The sequence below is a fragment of the Polynucleobacter arcticus genome (genome assembly GCF_013307205.1).
In the GTDB taxonomy this organism is placed as follows: Bacteria; Pseudomonadota; Gammaproteobacteria; order Burkholderiales; family Burkholderiaceae; genus Polynucleobacter; species Polynucleobacter arcticus.
This window is the reverse complement of sequence record NZ_CP028940.1, coordinates 465,461-487,214: the sequence shown is the minus strand read 5'-3', so window position 1 is coordinate 487,214 and position 21,754 is coordinate 465,461. Positions and strand designations below refer to the sequence as shown.

The following is a 21,754-nucleotide window of genomic DNA, read 5'->3' as shown; positions in this document are numbered from 1 at the left end:
ACTAAGAAATACTTTAAGGAGAATCAAACATGACTAAACCATTAGACGGTATTCGCATCATCGATTTCACACACGTACAAGCCGGTCCTGCATGTACACAATTGTTAGCTTGGTACGGCGCTGACGTGATCAAGGTTGAGCGCCCAGGTTCTGGTGACGTGACTCGTAGCCAATTACGTGATATCCCAGGTGCAGATGCTTTGTACTTCACGATGTTGAATGGTAATAAGCGTTCTTTGACTTTGGATACAAAGACTCAAGAAGGTAAAGAAGTTTTAGAGAAAATGATCAAAACATCTGATGTGATGGTTGAGAACTTTGGTCCAGGCGCTTTAGACCGTATGGGTTTTAGCTGGGCGCGTATTCAAGAATTGAATCCAAAGATGATCATGGCTTCCGTAAAAGGCTTTAGCGATGGCCACTCATACGAAGACTTAAAAGTGTATGAGAACGTTGCTCAGTGTGCTGGCGGTGCCGCTTCCACAACTGGTTTCTGGGATGGTCCTCCGACAGTTTCTGCTGCTGCTTTAGGTGATAGCAACACCGGTATGCATTTGGCGATTGGTATTTTGACTGCATTGATGCAGCGTCAAAAAACTGGCAAAGGTCAAAAGGTATCTTGCTCAATGCAAGATGCAGTATTGAACTTGTGCCGCGTCAAGTTGCGCGATCAACAGCGTTTGGACAAAATTGGCTACCTCGAAGAGTATCCACAGTATCCTCATGGCACATTCTCTGACGTAGTTCCACGTGGCGGTAATGCTGGTGGTGGTGGTCAGCCAGGTTGGGTATTGAAGTGTAAAGGTTGGGAAACAGATCCAAACGCCTACATCTACTTCACTATTCAAGGTCACGCTTGGGAGCCAATCACTCGTGCGATTGGTAAGCCAGAGTGGGCAACAGATCCTACCTACATGACTGCGGAAGCGCGTCAAGACAAGATTTTTGACATCTTCGCAACCATTGAAGAGTGGCTTAAGGATAAGACTAAATACGAAGCTGTGGATATTCTCCGCAAGTTCGATATTCCATGTGCACCAGTTCTCTCCATGAAAGAATTGGCAGCATCTCCAGACTTGCGTAAGAGCGGCTCTATTGTTGAAGTTGACCACAAAGTACGTGGCAAATATTTGACTATCGGTAGCCCAATTAAGTTCTCTGATCTGGAGATCGAAGTGAAGCCATCCCCAGTATTGGGTGAGCACACTGACGAAGTGTTAGCTGACCTTGGCTACAGTGCAGATGATATTGCTAAGCTGCACACTGCTAAAGCGGTATAACCAAACTTCGTAGCATGGGTTTTAGCTTCAAAGGCGCTCCTAGTGAGCGCCTTTTTTATTCCCTAGTAGGTAAAAAAGTCTTTAGACTATCCAGATGAAAACCACTGTAGATTTGCTTCAATTATTGGACTGTGTTGGCGATGCGGTCGTCGTTGCTGATGCCCATGAAAAAATTGTTCTCTGGAATGCGGCAGCCACCAGAATTTTTGGCTACTCAGAAGAAGAGGCGCTAGGTAGTACTTTAGATCTTATCGTTCCAGAGCGCCAACGCCAAAGGCATCACGACGGCTATAGCCAGTCGATGGAAACGGGGACCACGCGTTATGGCACATCATTGTTAAAGGTTCCTGCTAAGCATAAAGATGGCCATACCCTATCGATTGCATTTACTGTGGGTATGCTGTTTGATGAAAAACATCAGGCTAATGGAGTGGCAGCAGTGATTCGGGATGAGACCGAGCGCTTTGCAGAAGAAAGGGCGCTCAAGAAGCGCATTTCTGATCTTGAGGGGCCTCAATCATAGTTTATGGTCAAAAACAGGGTTATAGCCTTGTCTGTCCGTTGAGTAAGGCGCGTTACTAAGAGCTAGTTTCTTAAGATTCCCTCGCTGGTAAAATTGGATAAATTCAAAATTTCAATCTTGTTAGGACTTTAATCATGGCAAAAGCATTAGAAGGGGTAAAAGTCCTCGACTTTACCCACGTTCAGTCAGGACCCACTTGCACGCAATTACTCGCTTGGTTTGGTGCGGATGTAATTAAAGTGGAAAAATCTGGTGAGGGTGATGCGACTCGCGGTCAATTGCGCGATATCCCCGATGCAGATAGTTTGTATTTCACCATGCTGAATCACAACAAGCGTTCAATCACCGTCAATACCAAAACGCCTCGCGGTAAAGAAATTTTAGAGCGCCTAATTCGGGAGTGCGATGTTCTCGTTGAGAACTTTGCACCAGGCGCTTTGGACCGTATGGGTTTTTCTTGGGAGCGTATTCAAGAGCTCAATCCGATGATGATCATGGCGTCAGTTAAAGGTTTTGGTCCCGGTCCTTACGAAGATTGCAAGGTATATGAAAACGTCGCGCAATGTGCTGGCGGTTCAGCATCCACCACCGGTTTTGATGATGGCCCACCAATGGTGACTGGCGCTCAGATCGGCGATAGCGGTACAGGCTTACATTTAGCGTTGGGGATTGTGACCGCGCTGTATCAACGTACCCATTCTGGCCGCGGTCAGAAAGTATTGGCGGCAATGCAAGATTCTGTATTAAATCTGTGCCGCGTGAAATTACGTGATCAACAGCGCTTAGAGCGTAATGGACTTATGCAAGAGTACCCGCAGTTTCCGAATGGTGAGTTCGGTGACTCTGTGCCCCGCGCCGGCAATGCCTCTGGAGGCGGTCAGCCAGGTTGGATTCTGAAATGCAAGGGCTGGGAGCAAGATCCAAACTCCTATATTTATGTCGTAGTTCAAGCCCCAGTATGGGAGGCTATTTGCAAGGTGATTGGTCGCGAAGATTGGATTACAGACCCCAACTACTCCTCTGCAATGGCCCGTTTGCCCCGTCTTATGGAAATTTTTGCTGAGATTGAAAAATGGACATCGACTTTGACAAAATTTGAGGTAATGGACACTTTAAATAAATACGACATTCCATGTGGCCCTATTTTGTCTATGAAAGAAATTGCAGAAGAACCTTCTTTACGAGCCACTGGTACTGTCGTTGAGGTAGATCATCCGATTCGTGGCAAGTACCTTACCGTTGGCAATCCAATAAAGATGTCCGATAGCCCAACCGATGTCACTCGCTCACCACTACTGGGGGAGCATACCGATGAGATTCTGAGTGAGCTCGGTTTTACTACTGATGAATTGATTTCTCTTCGTCACGATAAGGTGATCTAAGATGCGGGTTGCGCTAATTGGTAGTGCGGATTTTGGTAAGGTGGTTTTAGAAGCTTTTTTAGATCGAGGCGATGAGGTGGTCGCTGTCTTTTGTCCACCTGACAATCCTAAATCCACTAAACCCGAGGTACTGAAAGAGGCTGCGATTGCAAGGGGTTTAACTCCCTTGCAATTTGCCTCCCTTAAGGGTCCTGAGGCAGTGCAAGCGATGATTGATAGCAAGGCTGATATTTGCATCATGGCCTATGTCCTGCAGTTCGTACCGCAAGAGCTTTGTAAGATTCCAAAGCATGGGACCATCCAATACCACCCCTCTTTACTGCCGAAGTACCGTGGCCCTAGCGCTATTAATTGGGCAATTGCCTTGGGTGAAGAAAAGACTGGGCTCACCATCTTCCGCCCATCCGATGGTCTGGATGAAGGCAAGATCATTTTGCAAAAAGAGGTATCCATCGGGCCCGATGACACCTTAGGCAAGATCTATTTCGATCACTTATTCCCCTTAGGTGTTCAAGCACTGCTTGAGGCTGCTGATCTTGTAGTAGGTAATAAACATCAAGAGTTAGTTCAAGATGAGTCACAGGCTAACTATGAGGGATGGTTTGGTGCAGATGCCGCTCAAATTCATTGGGCAACCCACGCTACCCAAATCTATAACCTCATCCGAGCATCCAATCCTGCGCCTGGTGCATGGACTAAGTTAGGCGAGCAAAAGGTACAGATCTACGATTGCCATAAGCATGTCACTGCCACCTATGGCGCTGTTAAAGGCAAGCCCGGAGAAATTACTCAGATTACCCTGGACTCTTTCTTCATTGCCTGTCATGGCGGACAGATTGAGGTCCTCAAGGCAAAAGGTGGAGCAGGAAAGGTCACTGGTGCTGAATTGGCAAAGGAATTGAACCTAGAGGTAGGTCAGTTTCTAGCGCTATAGACCGCTATTTCCGACCTGTTTTTTTATCTCAGACCTGACTGATGCTTAGCCGTATTGTTCGGTAGCGTACCTATTTTTTCTATAATATTTAAAATAGTCTTCGTTTTTAAATATAAAAGTTGTTTTCGATTTTTCTAGGTGAATACCCTTTCGGGGAATACGATTATCGTATGTCCGAAATATGCTTTAAATACCTGCATTTCTCTAACGCCCTGAGAAAGATCAATAAGCGCTATAAATTGACTGAATACAAACAGGTCATGGTGCTTGAAGCCGTGCTCTGCGCACACGCGGAGGGCACTCCCCTCTCTGTTTTGGATCTCATACTAATGTAAGAGATTGCCTCTCAAGCAACGCTACATTCAATTACAAAGCAGTTAATAGATTTAAAACTCATCAAAGCTGAAGTTTGCAAAATTGATGCACGGCGTAAATATGTATCTCCAACTAAGTTGGGATTCTCTTGGTTAAAAGACTGCTCAGAAGCGCTGGCTTCAGCTCATAAAAAATAATGTTCTTATATAGAGCCTGGATTTTATTGGGATTAGTGTCTATATCTGCGCTGGCTCCTGCCCAGTCCTCTAAAGAAGACAGCATTTCTTGCTACAAGTCAGCTATCAAGGAGCCCATCACTTTTTATGGCAATCCGGGAGATGCCTTTACCCTGTATGACGGTAGTAAATGGAAGGTTGCCAGTAGTGGTCCATATGAATATGTACCTTTACGCTATCGCAATATACTAATTTGCCCTAGCGAGCAAATGCTGATCATCGATAAAAAAGCATTACTGGTTGAGAAGGTGAAGTCTTAAATTCATGAAATAGCAACAGCTTTGCGTGCTATTGAAGAGTGAGCAAGTTACTTAGATTTCGAGGTTATCAATCAAGCGCGTATTACCTAGCTTGGCGGCTGTCAGGATGACTAGTGGCTCTCCAGCTTCAAGGCTCTCATTTGAGGCGGGCGCCAAATCACTTTGTTGGCGAATAGCAATATAGTCCGGCTGCCAGCCACGACCAGTCAGCATATCAACAGCCATCTTTTCGACCTCGCCAAGTGAGTGCGTATTGCGCTCACTCAAATCGAGGATGCGTGCACGAACTTCTTTTAAGGTCTTTAGTAATTCTGGTGCTTCTGCACGCTCTTCTTTGGATAGGTAGCCATTACGAGAAGAGAGTGCAAGCCCATCTTCTGCTCGGATGGTTTCCCCTGGAATGATGTCTACAGGCAGTGCAAATTGTTTGGCCATCTGACGAATAATCATCAACTGCTGGTAATCTTTCTTGCCAAAAACCGCTACTTTGGGCTGTACGCAAGATAGGAGCTTCAGTACAACAGTACAAACACCTTTGAAGAAACCGGGGCGGAACTCACCCTCAAGGATATCGCCTAGTTGCTGCGGCGGGTCGACTCGATACTCCTGGGGTTGTGGATACAAGTCGCGTTCAGTGGGTGCAAATAAGATGTACACCCCCTCTTTTTCTAGCTTGTCGATATCTGCCTGCATCGTGCGGGGATAGTTATCAAAATCTTCGTTAGGGCCAAACTGCAATCGATTGACAAAGATGCTGGCGACTACGGGATCGCCATGTTGCCTAGCCAGTCGCATCAGTGACAGGTGTCCCTCATGGAGGTTGCCCATCGTTGGCACAAAGGAGGCGCGATTTTGTCCACGCAAGTGGTCGCGCAACTCTTGTATATCGCTAATAATTTTCATGCAACAGGGGTATAGGCAAGCCGCACATAGATCGGTGCATAGGGCTCTGCCTGGGTAATCTCCACCAAGGCTTCGCGTGAGAGCTCGAGCATGGCAATGAAATTCACGATCACTACTGGAATACCTTTGCCAGACTTGATGGCATCTTCAAAGAGTTCGCCAAATTCTACAAAGCGGGTGCTTTGCAGGCGGCGCAAAATACGCGTCATGAAATCACGAACCGACAATTCTTCGCGAGTAATGGTGTGATGCTGATTTAGTTTTGCACGGTGCAATACATCTCGCCAGGCCATTTGCAGATCATCTTGATTGACTTCAGGCCATGTCACTGCAACCGTTGTGTCGACATAGCCATGAGCGATTTGGAAATCACGGCCTTGTTGCGGGATTTGGTCGAGCTCTTGAGCGGCAAGCTTCATACGCTCGTACTCTAAGAGGCGACGGACTAACTCTGCACGGGGATCTTCAACCTCTTCATCGCTGTCAGCTTTTTTCATTGGCAGCAACATGCGAGATTTAATTTCAATCAACATCGCTGCCATCAAAAGGTACTCAGCAGCGAGCTCTAGGTTGTGGTGGCGAATTTGATCGATGTAGCTCAGGTATTGCTGCGTTACCTGCGCCATTGGAATATCAAGGACATTGAAATTCTGCTTACGAATGAGGTAAAGCAAAAGATCGAGTGGGCCTTCAAATGCTTCTAAGAAAACTTCTAGCGCATCAGGCGGAATGTAAAGATCAGTTGGGAGCTTAAATAATGGCTCTCCATACAGTTTTGCGAAAGCTGATGACATGCCATCCGTAACGGATGGGGTGCTGTCGAGCAGCTCAGCTTGGATGCTTGGCTCAGCTCCCAATGCGTTACCTGAGTTAGTCATTCGAATAAACGTAGGCGCGTTGTTTTAACTTAGCAGCCTTGGCTCGACGCTGATCTTCAGTAGTCAGAGGCTCTTTGTCCCAAAGTAGTGCGCGACCAGCCTGCTGGCCTGCTTCGAGATGCGGTTTCTCGGATTTGAGCTCATCTAAGAACTGGGTGAATTCAGATGTATATCTAGCCATCATATTTCCTAAAATTCTCAATTAATTCAATAGCATACAAAAAATACTGGGCGGCAGCTTTCCACCTAGCCCATCATTATTAACGATTTTTCCTACAAACTTACCGACTATTTGGCTATTTATTGGAAATTAGCAGTTTTGAGCCTGTTTTTATACGTTTGCTGCCAATAAAGCCTCGATTTGTGGCGCTTCAACACGAGTCATGAGGTGTTTATACGGCTTGATCGGGTTTTGACTAGAAAGCGGGGTTTTAACGTCATCCCAGGTCATTGTAGGCACAGAAAGGAATTCTTCAACGCCCGCAGTGACTTGTGGGAGTACTGGCTTGAGGTAGAGGCTCATTAGGCGGAACGCTTCCAAAGTCACGCTACAAACTCTTTGTAAGTCAGCCTCACGCTCTGGGTCTTTAGCGATTTCCCAGGGTTTGTTTTCGTCCACAAAAGCATTGACCTTATCAGCTAACTCCATGATGGTGCGCAGTGCTTTTGCGTATTCACGCGCCTCATAGAGCTCAGCAATTCTGTCACTGGCAGAAGTAATGTCAGTGAGCAATGGATTTTGCATTGCTGCATCAGATACGACGCCACCAAAACGCTTCACTAAAAAGCCAGCGCTGCGGCTAGCGATATTGATGTACTTGCCTAAAAGGTCACTGTTGACTCTGGCAACGAAGTCTTGAAGATTGAGATCCAAGTCTTCCATGCTGTCATTTAACTTTGTTGCAAAATAATAGCGGAACCATTCTGGATTAAAGCCCGACTCAATGACACTATGAGCTGAGATCAATGTGCCGCGGGACTTACTCATTTTTTCGCCATCGACGGTCAGGAAGCCATGCGCAAATACATTCGTTGGCGTGCGATAGCCTGCAAAGTGCAGGGTCGCTGGCCAAAATAGCGTGTGAAAGTACAGAATATCTTTACCGATGAAGTGATACTGCTCTGTAGTGGTGTCAGGTTTGACCCATTCCTCAAAGTCCATGCCCTTACTCTGACAGTAATTGAGGAAGCTGGCGTAGTAACCAATAGGAGCATCAAGCCAGACATAAAAATATTTGCCTGGAGCATCGGGGATTTCAAAGCCAAAGTAGGGTGCATCACGAGAGATGTCCCAGTCACCAAGCTTGCTATCACCAGCTTGCCCAACCCATTCCTTCATCTTATTACGAGCTTCCGGTTGTAGCGGAGTTCTGACTTGAGTCCAGTCACGCAGGAATGTTTCGCAACGGGGGTCTGATAACTTAAAGAAGTAATGGTCAGAAATTTTCTTAATGGGTGTTGCACCGCTCACGACAGAGAAGGGATTTTTTAAATCTGTTGGAGAGTAGGTTGCGCCACACTTTTCGCAAGAGTCTCCATACTGATCTTTAGCGCCACACTTAGGACATTCGCCTTTGATAAAGCGATCCGGTAAGAACATTTCTTTAACGGGATCGTAGGCTTGTTCAATCGCACGTTTTTCAATAAGACCTGCATCACGTAGCTTGAGGTAGATGCTCTGAGATAAGGTTTCATTCTCGGGGCTATCGGTAGTGTAGTAATTGTCGAAAGAAATTAAGAAGTCATCGAAATCGCGCTTATGTTCTTTCCAAACATTGGCAATAAGTTCTTTAGGAGTGATGCCTTCTTTTTCGGCGCGCAACATGATGGGTGTGCCGTGAGTGTCATCGGCGCCAACGTAATGAACCTCGTGTCCACGCATCCTTTGAAAGCGGACCCAAATATCAGTCTGGACATATTCCACTAAATGCCCAATATGAATCTGGCCATTGGCATAAGGTAAGGCGGAGGTAACTAGGAGGCGACGTTTGGAGCTACTCATGAAAAAGCGGACTTAAATAGAAAAATTCAACAAATAGGAATATCAGATTATGGGGCTTGAGCCCAAACTTCTGTACCAATTTTAGTCTGCGATTAAAGTAAAATTAGATTCGGTCCTAATTTAAGAGATGTTTAATGGCTTCACCCCACAATATTCAGATGTCTAGTGCATCCGTGCCCTTGGTGCACGAAGTGCAAATCATGGATGAGGCCGGGCGCATTAAGAATACCCATATTCCTGGAGAGCGCCCTCTCACCATCTATCTGGACAAACGCGAGGTTGTCACCTTGATGACCCTGGGGAGCGCCCCTGAGGCCTTGGTGCTGGGTTACCTACGTAACCAGCGCTTAGTAGAGTCGCCAGATGATATTGCCAGCATTCAGGTGGACTGGGAGACTGATTCAGCTGCCGTGAAGACCCATCGCAGCACGGTAGACATTGATGCACTCACTAGCAAGCGGGTCGTCACAACGGGTTGCGGCCAAGGGACGATGTTTGGCGGCTTAATTGAAGAAATGTCTGAAATTCGGCTTTCTGATGGGCCTGGGCTAAGCCAAGAGGCAATTGTTGCGCTCATTGACGATATCCGGACTCATGACTCCATTTATAAGAAATCAGGTTCCGTTCACGCCTGCGCAGTGTTTGAGCGGGACGGCAATGACAAAGTCCGATTACTGCATTTTATTGAGGATGTGGGGCGACACAATGCCGTGGACTCTATTTCAGGTTTGATGTGGTTAGCCGATAAACCAGGTAAAGACCTCATTTTCTTTACTACCGGGCGTTTGACCTCCGAGATGGTCATCAAAGGCGCTCAGATGGGCATTCCTTTTTTGATGACCCGCTCCGGCATGACCTTGATGGGACTAGAGTTGGCCCGCAAAACCAATCTCACCCTCCTATCCCGTTGTTCTGGGAAGCATTTTGAGATCTTCAATGCCCCTGAGAGGGTCATTTTTACCTCCCCACCTGTCGCCTCTTAAATTCTGGGCACATGGCCTGTGATGGTTTTACAATTCGGCCATGACTATTAAATCTGACCACTGGATCCGCCGTATGGGCGAGCAAGGCATGATCAGCCCGTTTGAACCTGGGCAGGTCCGCCACGATGCCGCCGGGCAAAAAATTGTGAGCTATGGCACTTCAAGCTATGGCTATGACATTCGTTGCGCTGATGAATTTAAGATCTTCACAAATATCAACAGCACCATTGTCGATCCTAAGAATTTCGACGAACAATCGTTTGTTGATTTTAAGGGCCCGGTTTGCATCATTCCACCAAACTCTTTTGCTTTGGCAAGAACCGTTGAATATTTTAAGATTCCACGTAGCGTATTGACTGTCTGCGTTGGCAAGAGTACCTATGCGCGCTGCGGAATCATTGTGAACGTCACGCCATTCGAGCCCGAGTGGGAAGGTTATGTGACGCTCGAGTTTTCTAATACCACGCCATTGCCTGCGAAAATTTATGCGGGCGAGGGATGCGCTCAAGTACTGTTCTTCGAGAGTGATGAAGTGTGTGGCACATCATACAAAGATCGCGGCGGTAAGTATCAAGGCCAAGTCGGTGTAACTCTGCCGAAGACTTAATCTGTTTAATCGCCACACCGGCGAATTTAAGGGTACTCATGAAATTTCGTTTCCCAATCATCATTATTGATGAGGATTTTCGTTCTGAAAATATTTCAGGTTCGGGTATTCGCGACTTAGCTGAAGCGATTGAAACTGAGGGGATGGAAGTCATCGGCTTAACTAGCTACGGCGACCTGACATCCTTTGCCCAACAGGCCTCCCGTGCTTCTAGCTTTATTGTTTCGATTGACGACGAAGAGTTTGTTTCTGACTCTGAAGACCATGATTTACCTGCATTAAACAACCTACGCGCCTTTATTACTGAAGTGCGTAAGCGCAATGAAGATATTCCAATTTTCTTATATGGCGAGACACGTACTTCACGCCATATGCCTAACGATATTTTGCGCGAGTTGCATGGCTTCATTCATATGAATGAAGATACGCCAGAGTTTGTGGCTCGTCACATCATTCGTGAAGCGAAGGTTTACCTCGATTCATTAGCGCCGCCATTTTTCCGCGCCTTAACGAATTACGCTTCGGAAGGTTCTTACTCTTGGCATTGCCCAGGACATTCCGGCGGTGTGGCTTTCTTAAAGAGTCCAGTAGGCCGTATGTTTCATCAATTCTTTGGTGAAAACATGCTCCGTGCTGACGTATGTAATGCAGTAGAAGAGTTGGGTCAGTTGTTAGACCACACGGGTCCTGTGTTGCAAAGCGAGCGCAACGCTGCGCGCATCTTTAATGCGGACCATTTGTTCTTTGTAACCAACGGCACCTCTACTTCAAACAAAATTGTTTGGCACTCCACGGTTGCTCCTGGTGACGTGGTTCTGGTGGATCGCAATTGCCATAAGTCAGTGATTCATTCCATCACCATGATGGGTGCAATTCCGATTTTCCTGATGCCAACCCGTAATCATTTGGGCATTATTGGTCCGATTCCGAAGGAAGAGTTTGAGTGGAAAAACATCCAGAAGAAAATTGACGCCAATCCATTTATCAAAGACAAGAACGTAGTGCCTCGTGTCATGACGCTTACACAAAGCACCTATGACGGGATCATCTATAACGTAGAGATGATTAAAGAGATGTTAGATGGCAAAGTAGATTCATTGCATTTCGATGAGGCTTGGTTGCCTCACGCCGCATTCCATCCTTTCTACAAAGATATGCATGCCATCGGCTCCGATCGTAAGCGTACTAAAACGAGTTTGATGTTCGCTACCCAATCTACTCACAAGTTGTTAGCTGGCCTTTCACAAGCATCACAGGTATTGGTGCAGGATGCTGAAGACACCAAGTTAGATCGCGATTGTTTTAATGAGGCCTATTTGATGCACACCTCAACTAGCCCGCAGTACGCCATCATTGCATCTTGTGATGTATCTGCTGCCATGATGGAGTCACCTGGCGGCACTACCTTGGTTGAGGAGTCGATTGCTGAAGCAATGGACTTCCGGCGCGCAATGCGTGAGGTGGATGACAAGTTTGGAGCCGACTGGTGGTTCAAGGTTTGGGGACCAGATCACTTAACCGAAGAGGGTATTGGTGAGCGCTCTGATTGGATACTAGAACCCAATGCGAGCTGGCACGACTTTGGCAAGGTGGCTGAAGATTTCAACATGCTCGACCCCATTAAGGCGACAGTAGTGACGCCTGGTTTAGATATCGAGGGTAACTTTGGCTCCATGGGTATCCCGGCAAGCATTGTCACTAAGTATCTAGCTGAGCATGGCGTGATCGTGGAGAAGTGTGGCCTGTATTCCTTCTTCATCATGTTTACTATCGGTATTACTAAAGGGCGTTGGAATACCTTAGTAACCGAGTTACAGCAATTCAAAGACCACTTTGATAAGAACGCCCCTCTTTGGAAAGTATTGCCAGAGTTCGTAGCCAAACACCCTCGCTATGAGCGCGTTGGCCTCAAGGATATCTGCCAGCAGATTCATGAGTTCTATAAGAGCCGCAATGTGGCTCGTATGACTACGGAGATGTATACCTCCGATATGGTGCCGGCGATGATGCCTTCAGAGGCTTGGGCCAAGATGGCGCACAAGAAAGTGGACCGCGTTCCTTTAGATCAATTGGAGGGTCGCATCACTGCAATGCTAGTCACCCCTTATCCTCCAGGCATTCCTTTGTTAATTCCGGGTGAACGTTTTAATAAACGCATCATTGACTATCTCTACTTTGCTCGGGACTTCAATGCGCAATTCCCAGGCTTTGAGACTGATATTCATGGATTAGTGAAGGGCGATATCAATGGAAGTAGCGAGTACTACGTTGATTGTGTAAGACAAGAGCCGGATATCACTTTGTAATTATTCTTGCTGAGTAAAAGCCACCTACTGAACTGACCCCCAAAAGTTGGACGTTATGTCCAACCAAGGGGGTTTTGTTTTATGAGCAAGTACAGCAAGCAGTTCAAGCTAAAGGTAGTTAAAGAGTTTCTAAAGTCAGGTGGTCTTAAGCGGGTAAGTCACTTATTTGAGATTAGTCACTCAGATGTCCGCAAATGGGCTTTAGCCTATCAAGCACGTGGCCATAGTGGTCTTAATCCTAGCTACCAACGCCACTCCCCGCAGTTCAAAGTACAGGTTCTAGAGTACATGGCACAGTATCAGATATCAGCTAGGCCAGCTGCTGCCCACTTTGGGATTGGTAGTATGACCACCATTTTGCAATGGCAAAAACTCTACAATGAAGGCGGTATTACAGCCCTTGCCAATCGACAGAGAGGACAACCGCCGATGTCCCAATTTAATATCAAAGCATTACTCAAAAAGCCTATCTCGGAGCTCACGCCGGCAGAGTTGCGAAGACGTTTGGGGTATGCCGAAGCACAGGCTGCCTACCTAAAAAAGTTAGAAGCCTTAGCTCAGAGCAAAGCAGTAAAAGAGAACAAGCCCAAGTAATTACTGAGCTAAGGCCGCATTACCGTTTACCAGACTTACTACTCATCGCCAAGATGGCTAAAAGCGTTTACTACTACTGGCGGGCAGCCAGTAGTAAAGCTGATCCTTATCAGGGGGCTAAAGAGCATATCACCCAGATCTTTAATGCCCATCGGGGTCGCTATGGCTATCGGCGGGTACATTTAGAGCTGCGTAATCAACAGCAATACCTAAACCACAAGACCGTGCAAAAGCTGATGGGCCAACTAGGACTGAAGTCCCTTGTGAGGCCCAAGCGCTATCAGTCTTATAAGGGGTCTGTGGGTAAGGCAGCCCCTAACTTGTTAGAGCGCAACTTTATAGCTAAAGCACCCAATCAAAAGTGGGTGACTGATGTGACTGAGTTCAATATCAAGGGCGAGCGAGTTTATCTCTCACCCATCCTGGATCTATATAACCAAGAGATCATCTCCTATGAGATTGCTGATCGACCACAGATTAGCTCAGTAATGCAGATGCTAAAGAGCGCCTTCAAACGACTCAAGAATGAAGACAGGCCAGTATTGCACTCAGACCAGGGCTGGCAATACCAAATGGGGCTGTATCAACAGGCCCTACACCAGCAAGGCATTACTCAAAGCATGTCTAGAAAAGGTAACTGCTTAGATAACGCAGTGATGGAAAACTGGTTCGGGATTATGAAAACAGAGTTCTTCTATCGGAGAAGGTTTGAAAGTATCGAATCATTTAAAACAGAACTTAAAGAATATATCCATTACTACAACCATGATCGAATCAAACAAAAACTAAAGGGATTAAGCCCGGTGAAATACCGAACTCAATCCCTCGTGCTAACCTAACTAAACTGTCCAACTACTGGGGGTCAGTTCATGCGGGTGGTTTTTATTTGCCTGGCTTATCCAATTGGAAGACCACCGGTGCATCTTCATCAACTTTGCTTTGCGATGCACCCGTCTCCCCTTCATCGGTAGTTGCGAAATCAAACTCCTGACTTTGCGCTACTGCTGCAGGCTTATCCAGAAACGTAGTGACTAGCGCTGGGAATGCGGCAACAAGCACAACCATAATGAGTTGAAGCACCACCCAAGGTAATGCACCCCAATAGATGTCGCTGCTCTTGACTTCCTTAGGCGCGACTCCACGCAAGTAGAACAGTGCAAACCCAAACGGCGGGTGCATAAATGAGGTTTGCATATTCACGCACAGCATCACACCAAACCAGACTAGGGCAGCACTTGCAGCCGCTTGGGGATTACCGTTCATCGAAGCCAATAAAACTGGGGCGAGTAACTTCACTGCAACTGGCGCAAGTAAAGGAACGATGATGAAGGCGATCTCAAAGAAGTCCAAAAAGAATGCCAAGAAGAAAACAAATAGATTGACGACGACTAAGAAGCCAACCCAACCACCAGGCAGGTTTGAGAATAGCTCTTCAACCCAGTGCCCACCATCAACCCCTTGAAATACTACTGAGAAGCAGGTAGAGCCAATCAAGATGAATACCACCATAGCGGTAATGCGCATCGTATTTTGATAGGCCTCCTGAATGAGTCCCGTGAGATTGGGGATACTCGCTCTGCGAATCCAGGCTAAGAGGAGGGCGCCCATCGCACCCATTGCACCAGACTCAGTGGGTGTTGCGATACCGGTCATGATGGTTCCCAGTACCAAGAAAATCAGTACGGCAGAGGGAACGATCCCCAGGAGACATTTTTTCCAGAGCGCCCAGCCCTTGAGGGTGAGTTCGCCCTCTGGAGCAGCGGGTAGGTAGTGGGGTCTAAACCGAGAAAGGAAGAAGGTGTAAAGCGCAAAAAGACCAATTTGTAAAAGGGATGGGCCCCAAGCACCCAGGTACATGCTGCCAACATCGGCACTACCACTTTGAGTTTTGAGCTGATCAGCCAGTACGATGAGCACCAAGGAGGGCGGCACTAGTTGAGTAATCGTTCCAGAGGCTGCTAAAACGCCCGTAGCGTAGCGCATGTTGTAGCCGTAACGCATCATTACCGGCAAAGAGATCATGGCCATAGCGATCACCTGAGCAGCCACTGTGCCCGTAATGGCGCCCAGTATGAATCCCACAATGATTACAGAGTAACCCAAACCGCCCCGAATGCGACCAAAAAGCTGACCCATGGAATCGAGCATTTCTTCAGCAAGGCCACAGCGTTCTAGGATGGCACCCATGAAGGTGAAGAAGGGGATGGCGAGAAGGAGGTCATTGGCGAGTACGCTACCAAAGATGCGTTGCGGAATCGCTTGCAGAAATGGCATGCCAAAGAAGTTTTCGCTGATGGCGATGCCAGCAAAGAAGAGACCTGCCGCCATTAAAGAAAAAGCCACCGGAAAGCCGATCAACATAAACACGATAAGCCCACCAAACATCAGTGGCGGCATCCATTCGAGTGGAATCATTGCATGGGCTTTTTATAATGGAGATCGGCGGCTGGCAGGGTGTTTTTGCCTGTTAGGAAGCCGATACGTTTAATGATCTCTGAAATCCCTTGGAGGCTCAGCATAAAAAAGCCAAACGGCACAATAAACTTAATGGGGTAGCGTAACAAGCCACCTGCATTGGCTGAATGCTCTGAGACTAACCACGATGGGTAAAACAGAGCTGTCCAAGATAGCCAGGTAAATAAGATGCAAGCGGGCATCAAAAAAAAGATCAAACCAAAGAGATCGGTATAGAGGCGTCCGCGATCCGATAGCTGTGAGTAAATGAGATCGACTCGAACATGTTCATTTAGTTTAAGAGTGTAGGAGGCGCCGAGCATGACGGCAGCGCCAAAGAGGTACCACTGTAATTCTAGTGGCCAGTTATTGCTCATATCTAAGCTGTAGCGAAGTAAGGCGTTGCCAGCCGATATCACGCAAGATAGCAAAATCATCACGCTGGCTACCTTGCCTAGAAATTGATTGAGGCGGTCAATTCCGGTTGAGAGCGTTCCCCAAAAACCCATACCGTTTAAAGATCTGCGCGACCCCGTTTGATGGCAGCGAGTACTTGGACTGGGGCGGTGCCGCCAGCATGCTGACGTGAATTAACGGACCCATCTACAGTCAATAGAGCAAACACATCGTCGCCCATGAGTTCAGGACGATTATCCAAGCCGCAAGCAAAGCGCAATTCAGAAAGGCTGAGATCAGTCAACATGCAATTACGACCAACACAGGCCTTTACCGCATGGGCTACTGCTTCATGAGCGTCACGGAATGCTAAACCTTTTTTAACCAAGTAATCAGCAAGATCAGTAGCAGTTGCAAAGCCTTCTTCAGCAGCTGCTTTCATCACATCTGCCTTAACCTGTATGTGTGGAACCATATCAGCGAAGATGCGTAAAGTATCTTGCACGGTATCGACCGCATCAAACAAAGGCTCCTTGTCTTCTTGGTTATCTTTGTTGTAGGCCAGTGGCTGACTCTTCATCAATGTCAATAGAGAGATCAAATCACCGTATACGCGACCTGTTTTACCGCGCGCTAATTCCGGTACATCGGGGTTCTTTTTCTGCGGCATGATCGAACTACCAGTGCAAAAGCGATCTGGCAAATCAATAAAGCCAAAGCGTGGACTCAGCCACAGTACCAATTCTTCAGAGAGTCGTGAAACATGCATCATCAAAATAGATGCAAAGGCGCAGAACTCAATTGCAAAGTCACGATCAGATACGGCATCAAGTGAGTTGTTGCAGATCCCGTCAAAACCGAGGGCCTTAGCGACTTGCTCGCGATCGATTGGGTAGGTGGTTCCAGCTAAAGCAGCCGCACCTAATGGCAGGCGATTAAAGCGAGTACGTAAATCAGCTAAGCGACTAGCATCACGGCTAAACATTTCGTAATAAGCCATCAAGTGATGACCAAAAGTGATTGGCTGGGCAACTTGTAGGTGAGTATGGCCAGGCATGATCGTGGCAGCGTGTGTCTCCGCAAGATCTAGCAAGGCAATGCGCAAGGTCTTTAGGGTGCCCGCAATTTGATCAACACTATCACGCAACCACAGACGCAGATCTGTTGCTACTTGGTCGTTACGTGAGCGACCAGTATGCAGACGCTTACCAGCGTCGCCAACCAATTCGGTGAGGCGAGCCTCAATGTTCAGATGAACGTCTTCTAAAGCGAGTTGCCAATGAAATTCACCAGCTTCGATTTCACTCTTGATCTGAGCCATACCCTTTTGAATATCTGCTAAATCTTGCGCGCTAATAATCTTTTGGGTAGCTAGCATTTCAGCGTGGGCTAAAGATCCGGCAATATCTACTAAGGCAAAGCGTTGATCAAAGCCAATGGAGGCGGTATAACGCTGAACTAGTTCGTCGACGGGTTCGGTAAAACGGGCCGACCAAGCTTGGGCTTTGTTGGCGAGGGAATTATTTGATGAGCTCATAAACGCAGTATATTGGTGTAGGTCTTTGATTATTTTAAATTGTTATGTCCCAAACTCCCATTTCTAGCTCTATAAGTACCATCTCCACTGCCCCTAAGCGTCTGGTAATCGCCTCCCGCGAGAGCCGGCTTGCCATGTGGCAGGCTGAACACGTCCGGGATTGCCTTAAAAAGCTCTATCCCCAATGCGACGTACAAATCTTGGGTATGACTACCCGGGGAGACCAAATACTCGATAAGGCACTCTCTAAGGTCGGTGGAAAGGGTTTATTTGTGAAAGAGCTTGAAACGGCTCTTGAAGATGGCCGGGCAGATTTGGCAGTACATTCCCTAAAAGATGTTCCGATGGTCATGCCTGAAGGCTTTGACTTGTCTTGCGTCATGGCGCGGGAGGATGCGCATGATGCATTCGTATCGAACGACTACGCCAGCTTAGAGGATCTACCTAAAGGCGCGGTAGTGGGCACTTCTAGTCTGCGCCGTGAATCCGTTTTGAGGTCCAAGTTCCCGCATCTAGAAATTCAGCCCTTGAGGGGCAATCTAGATACCCGCATGGGTAAGCTAGATCGTGGTGAGTACCATGCCATTATTTTGGCCGCTGCAGGATTAAAGCGCCTCGGTCTGGAAAGTCGTATTCGTGCTTTATTACCGATTGATCCTTACACCCCAGCTGCTGGGCAAGGCGCATTAGGTATTGAAACCCTGAGTCAGCATCCGAATATCAAAGCTTGGCTTGCGCCCCTCAATGACTTGCCAACCTTGTATGCAGTCTCCGCTGAGCGTATGGTCTCACGCCAGCTTGGAGGTTCTTGTGAAGTGCCATTGGCTGCTTATGCCACTTGGAATCAAGATCAGATGCACATCCGATCTTTTGTTGCCAGTGTAGATGGCACATCGAGTTGCTTAGCTAGTGCCGAAGGTTCGGTGAAGAGTCTTGAGGACGCAGAAGCCTTGGGCTTTTCTGTAGCGCAAGATTTAATTGCCCAGGGCGCTGCCAGTCTATTACCTCATGGTTTGCCTAAATAATCATTAGTAAGGCCATTTACCAATGAGCACCAAGACCATTGTTATTACTCGCCCCAGCGGACAGGCTCGGCAGTTATCAGAGGCGCTGCAAGCGAGCTTACTTAAGACCGGTATTGAAGCAGAATGCTCACCTACGATTATTTCTTTACCCTTGCTAACTATCGTACCGAAGGATGATGGTGGTTTAGTTCATCAAATCACTCAAGCCCTTCAGTCTGTGGACCTAGCAATTTTCGTAAGCCCGAATGCCATTGAATGCACGATGCGTTTACTGGAGCAGTCATGGCAAGATCTATCGGAAAGCCCAATACCGATTGGGGTGATGGGTGGCAGTAGTATGTCTGCCTTAAAAAATCATGGCATCGGTATCGAAAGTACGCCGACAGAAGTCATTTTTCCTCGAGACAATACCAGCTGGGATTCTGAGGGTTTGTGGAGCAAAATGCAGACACTGCACTGGGATTGGCCCTCTAAAAAAGTTCTGATTTTTAAAGGCGAGGGTGGACGTGATTGGCTGGCTGAAACCCTGAGTAATGCAGGGGCGCGAGTCGAAGCCATTTCAGTATATGCGCGCGTGCCCTTGGATCTCAGTAGCCCGGCCTGGAATCAAATTCATGAGATCGATTTTGCGCAATCACTTTGGCTGTTGACCTCGTCTGAAGCGGTACGGTATTTGGGGCAAGCGCAATTGCCTCTAGACCTCGCTACGGCGATTTGTCCACATCGCAATATTGCAGATGCTGCCGAGCAGGTAGGGTTTGGCGAAGTACTTATTTGCGAGCCTGGTGATGATGCTTTGATTGCAGCATCACAAGCTTGGATCGCTATTTAATCTCTTGAGTAGTTTAGTAGTGCAGTAGCGCGGGTAGAAATACTTCACTCACTAAGAGTGGGCGCCCTTTAAGTCGGTATAGCGTTCGTCTTGCCCAACTAACCGACGGTAAATCAGCATACTGCTGAAAACAGGTTTTCCATAAGGTACTTTGTTTATCTAAACGGGCGATTTCTCGAGGCGACTTCTTTTTTGAGCGCATCCGGGTTTTTGCAAACAACGCAGCCCCCAATGGTCTTTTACCTAAGCGCAGAATCTCCTGATTACTGCCGCTTGAGCTGGTGGTGGGAATGATGCTTCGTGCCATGACTAGTGGAACACCATTAGTACAAAGTAATACTTCTCGGATTCGGCAACGGGAGATTTTGAAATGAAAATAGCGACTTTCGTCGCTATTCAGGTTTTGCCGGCAATCTCGCAACACTAGTACTTCTAGTTTTTGTCCAATTGCACATTCAATTTTTTGGGTTAAAGAGCCCGTGTCGCTAAGCCAAGGCTGCCACTGACGTGGCGCTTGATGGAGCTCACCGGAATCGACTCGATTCCATGCAGAACGGAGGCGACGACGGTGAACCATTCTTAGTTGCCGCTAAAGCTTCTACGTTGACCGCCAGTTTTGGGTTTAGCAAAACGTGGACCAGCGGATGGACGTGAGTCACCAGAGCGACTACCACCAGTTGGGCGCGAGTCTGCAGAGCGTGCAGGGCGTGAATCAGCAAAACGATTGGCGCCAGCAGCAGGACGTGAATCACCGGATGGGCGTGAATCGCTAGAGCGGGATTCGAAATGATTGCCTGAGCGATTGCCACCGCTGCCGCCACCGCCAGAACGACCGCCACCACCGAAACCACCGCCAGAACGACCACCGCCTGAGCGATTGCCACCACCGCCACCACCACCAAAGCTAGGCTTGGCTTGTGGCTCAAGACCTGCAATGACTGAGGCAACGATATCTTGCTGTGTGAAGCGTTCGATATTGCGAATCTTGGCGCGATCACGATGTTCAACCAAAGTGATAGCAACACCATTGCGACCCGCGCGACCAGTACGACCGATACGGTGCGTATAGTCTTCTGGCTTCATTGGTAAGCCAAAGTTAATCACGTGGCTGATACGGGGTACATCGATACCGCGAGCGGCCACATCAGTCGCTACCAAAATCTTGGTATGACCTTTGCGTAGAGACTCGAGACGACGCATACGCACAGCCTGAGGCATTGCACCGTGTAGGGCGCTAGCTTCGTAACCATTGGCACGCAATGTGTCAGCAATTTTTTCGCTTTCAATTTGAGTGCTAGCAAATACCACTGCTTGATCCAAAGAGGCATCAGCCAAAATGTGCTCGAGCAATTTATGCTTGTGTGACATGCTGTCAGCCCAATGCAACTTCTGTTCGATGTTTGCGTGCTTTTCACCGGCATGAGCTAGCTCAATACGCTTAGCGTTAGTAGTTAATTCGTTGGCCAGAGACATAATCTTTGGTGCAAACGTGGCTGAGAACATCAAGGTTTGAGTACGAGCAGCACAACGCTTATCGATCGCCTCGAGATCATCCGCAAATCCCATGTCCAGCATGCGATCAGCTTCATCGATCACGAGTTGCTTTACGTCATCTAAGCGAATTGCTTTGCTGTCGGTTAAGTCGAGTAAACGGCCAGGAGTTGCAACAACTAACAATGCACCTTTCAATGCTTGAATTTGCTTGCCGTAAGGCATGCCACCCATGACGGTTGCAATTCGGATACCTTTCATGCCGCGAACTAAGTTCACTGCATCTGCGGCAACCTGCTGAGCTAATTCACGAGTTGGGCAGAGCACTAACACTTTAGGTTGTGCGCGACCAGGTACAGGTGAGCTGTTTGGGTTGTCTTCAATCAGTTGATTAATTAAAGGTAATAAAAAGGCTGCGGTTTTACCGCTACCAGTTTGGCTGCTGACCAATAAGTCACCACCAGCGAGAGCTGCAGGAATAACCTGAGCTTGCACTTCAGTAGCTTGGGTATAACCCAGTTCAGCAACGTTTTTAAGGAGTGAGGCCGCGAGGGCGAAAGACTGAAACTCAGTTCCAGTCGGTTTTGAGTCTGTGGACTCGTGATTAGTTTCTTTAGAAAAAGTCATGCTATTACACATCCCCTTGAAGGGATGGCTCCGTGTATACACTCTCTGTTTTTTATTGAGTGTGATGGTCAAAGGCATCGACCATCAGACAGGCGGCAGCGCGTTTTGTAACTTCGGTGTTTATGACTTCTAAACGATACGCTGAAATATAGCTGGGGGGCGATGAATCAAATTGCTTAAAAAAGCTTC

At 47.5% G+C, this 21,754-nt stretch carries 21 protein-coding genes; 12 read left to right on the top strand and 9 right to left on the bottom strand.

The annotated features are described in order from the left end of the window. Positions 1–29: 29 nt before the first annotated feature. From frc (DN92_RS02590) to DN92_RS02570, 5 genes are all read left to right on the top strand, one after another. Positions 30–1,280 (top strand): formyl-CoA transferase, encoded by a 1,251-nt coding sequence (gene frc, locus DN92_RS02590; RefSeq protein WP_173959784.1) that lies wholly within the window; start codon positions 30–32, stop codon positions 1,278–1,280. A 94-nt stretch (positions 1,281–1,374) separates the two neighbouring features. Beyond that, the gene (locus DN92_RS02585) at positions 1,375–1,803 is read left to right on the top strand and encodes a PAS domain-containing protein (protein ID WP_173959783.1); all 429 of its coding nucleotides are present in this window, start codon (positions 1,375–1,377) and stop codon (positions 1,801–1,803) included. A gap of 134 nt (positions 1,804–1,937) precedes the next feature. After that, entirely contained in the window at positions 1,938–3,185 is a 1,248-nt protein-coding gene (gene frc / locus DN92_RS02580; RefSeq protein ID WP_173959782.1) for a formyl-CoA transferase, read from the top strand. A gap of 1 nt (position 3,186) precedes the next feature. Then, on the top strand, positions 3,187–4,119 hold the full coding sequence (locus DN92_RS02575; RefSeq protein ID WP_173959781.1) for a methionyl-tRNA formyltransferase: 933 nt from the start codon (positions 3,187–3,189) through the stop codon (positions 4,117–4,119). Positions 4,120–4,630: 511 nt separating this feature from the next. Further along, positions 4,631–4,930: a hypothetical protein gene (locus DN92_RS02570; RefSeq protein ID WP_173959780.1), complete on the top strand. Its 300-nt coding sequence runs from the start codon at positions 4,631–4,633 to the stop codon at positions 4,928–4,930. A gap of 51 nt (positions 4,931–4,981) precedes the next feature. Here the strand turns inward: DN92_RS02570 and panC are convergent, their stop codons facing one another. The 4 genes from panC to metG form a co-directional block, all read right to left on the bottom strand. After that, positions 4,982–5,833 (bottom strand): pantoate--beta-alanine ligase, encoded by an 852-nt coding sequence (gene panC, locus DN92_RS02565; RefSeq protein WP_173959779.1) that lies wholly within the window; start codon positions 5,831–5,833, stop codon positions 4,982–4,984. Beyond that, positions 5,830–6,627: a segregation and condensation protein A gene (locus DN92_RS02560; RefSeq protein ID WP_254598361.1), complete on the bottom strand. Its 798-nt coding sequence runs from the start codon at positions 6,625–6,627 to the stop codon at positions 5,830–5,832. Before DN92_RS02560 ends, panC begins: the two co-directional genes overlap by 4 nt. 76 nt (positions 6,628–6,703) lie before the next feature. Next, complete coding sequence (locus DN92_RS02555) at positions 6,704–6,892, bottom strand: DUF3460 family protein (protein ID WP_173959777.1); 189 nt, start codon at positions 6,890–6,892, stop codon at positions 6,704–6,706. A 150-nt stretch (positions 6,893–7,042) separates the two neighbouring features. Then, positions 7,043–8,713, bottom strand: a complete 1,671-nt coding sequence (metG, locus tag DN92_RS02550; protein WP_173959776.1) for a methionine--tRNA ligase — start codon at positions 8,711–8,713, stop codon at positions 7,043–7,045. Positions 8,714–8,847: 134 nt separating this feature from the next. Here metG and DN92_RS02545 point away from each other — a divergent pair, with 134 nt between their 5' ends. From DN92_RS02545 to DN92_RS02530, 4 genes are all read left to right on the top strand, one after another. Further along, positions 8,848–9,696: a formate dehydrogenase accessory sulfurtransferase FdhD gene (locus DN92_RS02545; protein WP_173959775.1), complete on the top strand. Its 849-nt coding sequence runs from the start codon at positions 8,848–8,850 to the stop codon at positions 9,694–9,696. A 40-nt stretch (positions 9,697–9,736) separates the two neighbouring features. Beyond that, on the top strand, positions 9,737–10,303 hold the full coding sequence (dcd, locus tag DN92_RS02540) for a dCTP deaminase (RefSeq protein WP_173959774.1): 567 nt from the start codon (positions 9,737–9,739) through the stop codon (positions 10,301–10,303). A gap of 38 nt (positions 10,304–10,341) precedes the next feature. Beyond that, positions 10,342–12,609, top strand: coding sequence for an arginine/lysine/ornithine decarboxylase (locus tag DN92_RS02535; RefSeq protein WP_173959773.1), 2,268 nt, complete (start codon positions 10,342–10,344; stop codon positions 12,607–12,609). Between the two features lie 81 nt (positions 12,610–12,690). After that, a protein-coding gene (locus DN92_RS02530) for an IS3 family transposase (RefSeq protein WP_437342745.1) occupies positions 12,691–14,042 on the top strand; the annotation gives its coding sequence in 2 pieces (ribosomal slippage) (positions 12,691–13,153 and positions 13,153–14,042; 1,353 coding nt in all). Between the two features lie 43 nt (positions 14,043–14,085). On the opposite strand, the gene DN92_RS02525 is transcribed toward DN92_RS02530, so the two are convergent. The 3 genes from DN92_RS02525 to argH are packed head-to-tail and all read right to left on the bottom strand — an operon-like array spanning position 14,086 to position 17,590. After that, positions 14,086–15,618: a TRAP transporter large permease gene (locus DN92_RS02525; protein WP_173959772.1), complete on the bottom strand. Its 1,533-nt coding sequence runs from the start codon at positions 15,616–15,618 to the stop codon at positions 14,086–14,088. After that, positions 15,615–16,166, bottom strand: a complete 552-nt coding sequence (locus DN92_RS02520; RefSeq protein ID WP_173959771.1) for a TRAP transporter small permease subunit — start codon at positions 16,164–16,166, stop codon at positions 15,615–15,617. Before DN92_RS02520 ends, DN92_RS02525 begins: the two co-directional genes overlap by 4 nt. Positions 16,167–16,171: 5 nt before the next feature. Then, the gene (gene argH / locus DN92_RS02515; RefSeq protein WP_173959770.1) at positions 16,172–17,590 is read right to left on the bottom strand and encodes an argininosuccinate lyase; all 1,419 of its coding nucleotides are present in this window, start codon (positions 17,588–17,590) and stop codon (positions 16,172–16,174) included. Positions 17,591–17,634: 44 nt separating this feature from the next. On the opposite strand from argH, the gene hemC reads away from it, so the two are divergent. Both hemC and DN92_RS02505 read left to right on the top strand, forming a co-directional pair. Next, positions 17,635–18,615, top strand: a complete 981-nt coding sequence (gene hemC, locus DN92_RS02510) for a hydroxymethylbilane synthase (RefSeq protein WP_217426038.1) — start codon at positions 17,635–17,637, stop codon at positions 18,613–18,615. 22 nt (positions 18,616–18,637) lie between these two features. Beyond that, entirely contained in the window at positions 18,638–19,447 is an 810-nt protein-coding gene (locus DN92_RS02505; RefSeq protein ID WP_173959769.1) for a uroporphyrinogen-III synthase, read from the top strand. Positions 19,448–19,460: 13 nt separating this feature from the next. On the opposite strand, the gene DN92_RS02500 is transcribed toward DN92_RS02505, so the two are convergent. Together DN92_RS02500 and DN92_RS02495 are read right to left on the bottom strand one after the other, a co-directional pair. Then, positions 19,461–20,024: a chorismate--pyruvate lyase family protein gene (locus DN92_RS02500; RefSeq protein ID WP_173959768.1), complete on the bottom strand. Its 564-nt coding sequence runs from the start codon at positions 20,022–20,024 to the stop codon at positions 19,461–19,463. Between the two features lie 2 nt (positions 20,025–20,026). Then, a complete protein-coding gene (locus DN92_RS02495) occupies positions 20,027–21,565 on the bottom strand; it encodes a DEAD/DEAH box helicase (protein ID WP_173959767.1) in 1,539 nt (512 codons plus the stop codon). Here DN92_RS02495 and DN92_RS10680 point away from each other — a divergent pair. Next, on the top strand, positions 21,564–21,698 hold the full coding sequence (locus tag DN92_RS10680) for a hypothetical protein (RefSeq protein WP_302479689.1): 135 nt from the start codon (positions 21,564–21,566) through the stop codon (positions 21,696–21,698). The two genes, DN92_RS02495 and DN92_RS10680, sit on opposite strands and share 2 nt — an antisense overlap. Positions 21,699–21,754: the final 56 nt, after the last annotated feature.

What these genes read in the sequence shown, in the direction of transcription:
- frc (WP_173959784.1), top strand. Translation starts at nt 30, where the DNA reads ATGACTAAACCATTAGACGGTATTCGCATCATCGATTTCACACACGTA.
- DN92_RS02585 (WP_173959783.1), top strand. Translation starts at nt 1,375, where the DNA reads ATGAAAACCACTGTAGATTTGCTTCAATTATTGGACTGTGTTGGCGAT.
- frc (WP_173959782.1), top strand. Translation starts at nt 1,938, where the DNA reads ATGGCAAAAGCATTAGAAGGGGTAAAAGTCCTCGACTTTACCCACGTT.
- DN92_RS02575 (WP_173959781.1), top strand. Translation starts at nt 3,187, where the DNA reads ATGCGGGTTGCGCTAATTGGTAGTGCGGATTTTGGTAAGGTGGTTTTA.
- DN92_RS02570 (WP_173959780.1), top strand. Translation starts at nt 4,631, where the DNA reads ATGTTCTTATATAGAGCCTGGATTTTATTGGGATTAGTGTCTATATCT.
- panC (WP_173959779.1), bottom strand. Translation starts at nt 5,833, where the DNA reads ATGAAAATTATTAGCGATATACAAGAGTTGCGCGACCACTTGCGTGGA.
- DN92_RS02560 (WP_254598361.1), bottom strand. Translation starts at nt 6,627, where the DNA reads ATGTCATCAGCTTTCGCAAAACTGTATGGAGAGCCATTATTTAAGCTC.
- DN92_RS02555 (WP_173959777.1), bottom strand. Translation starts at nt 6,892, where the DNA reads ATGGCTAGATATACATCTGAATTCACCCAGTTCTTAGATGAGCTCAAA.
- metG (WP_173959776.1), bottom strand. Translation starts at nt 8,713, where the DNA reads ATGAGTAGCTCCAAACGTCGCCTCCTAGTTACCTCCGCCTTACCTTAT.
- DN92_RS02545 (WP_173959775.1), top strand. Translation starts at nt 8,848, where the DNA reads ATGGCTTCACCCCACAATATTCAGATGTCTAGTGCATCCGTGCCCTTG.
- dcd (WP_173959774.1), top strand. Translation starts at nt 9,737, where the DNA reads ATGACTATTAAATCTGACCACTGGATCCGCCGTATGGGCGAGCAAGGC.
- DN92_RS02535 (WP_173959773.1), top strand. Translation starts at nt 10,342, where the DNA reads ATGAAATTTCGTTTCCCAATCATCATTATTGATGAGGATTTTCGTTCT.
- DN92_RS02525 (WP_173959772.1), bottom strand. Translation starts at nt 15,618, where the DNA reads ATGATTCCACTCGAATGGATGCCGCCACTGATGTTTGGTGGGCTTATC.
- DN92_RS02520 (WP_173959771.1), bottom strand. Translation starts at nt 16,166, where the DNA reads ATGGGTTTTTGGGGAACGCTCTCAACCGGAATTGACCGCCTCAATCAA.
- argH (WP_173959770.1), bottom strand. Translation starts at nt 17,590, where the DNA reads ATGAGCTCATCAAATAATTCCCTCGCCAACAAAGCCCAAGCTTGGTCG.
- hemC (WP_217426038.1), top strand. Translation starts at nt 17,635, where the DNA reads ATGTCCCAAACTCCCATTTCTAGCTCTATAAGTACCATCTCCACTGCC.
- DN92_RS02505 (WP_173959769.1), top strand. Translation starts at nt 18,638, where the DNA reads ATGAGCACCAAGACCATTGTTATTACTCGCCCCAGCGGACAGGCTCGG.
- DN92_RS02500 (WP_173959768.1), bottom strand. Translation starts at nt 20,024, where the DNA reads ATGGTTCACCGTCGTCGCCTCCGTTCTGCATGGAATCGAGTCGATTCC.
- DN92_RS10680 (WP_302479689.1), top strand. Translation starts at nt 21,564, where the DNA reads ATGCTATTACACATCCCCTTGAAGGGATGGCTCCGTGTATACACTCTC.
- DN92_RS02495 (WP_173959767.1), bottom strand. Translation starts at nt 21,565, where the DNA reads ATGACTTTTTCTAAAGAAACTAATCACGAGTCCACAGACTCAAAACCG.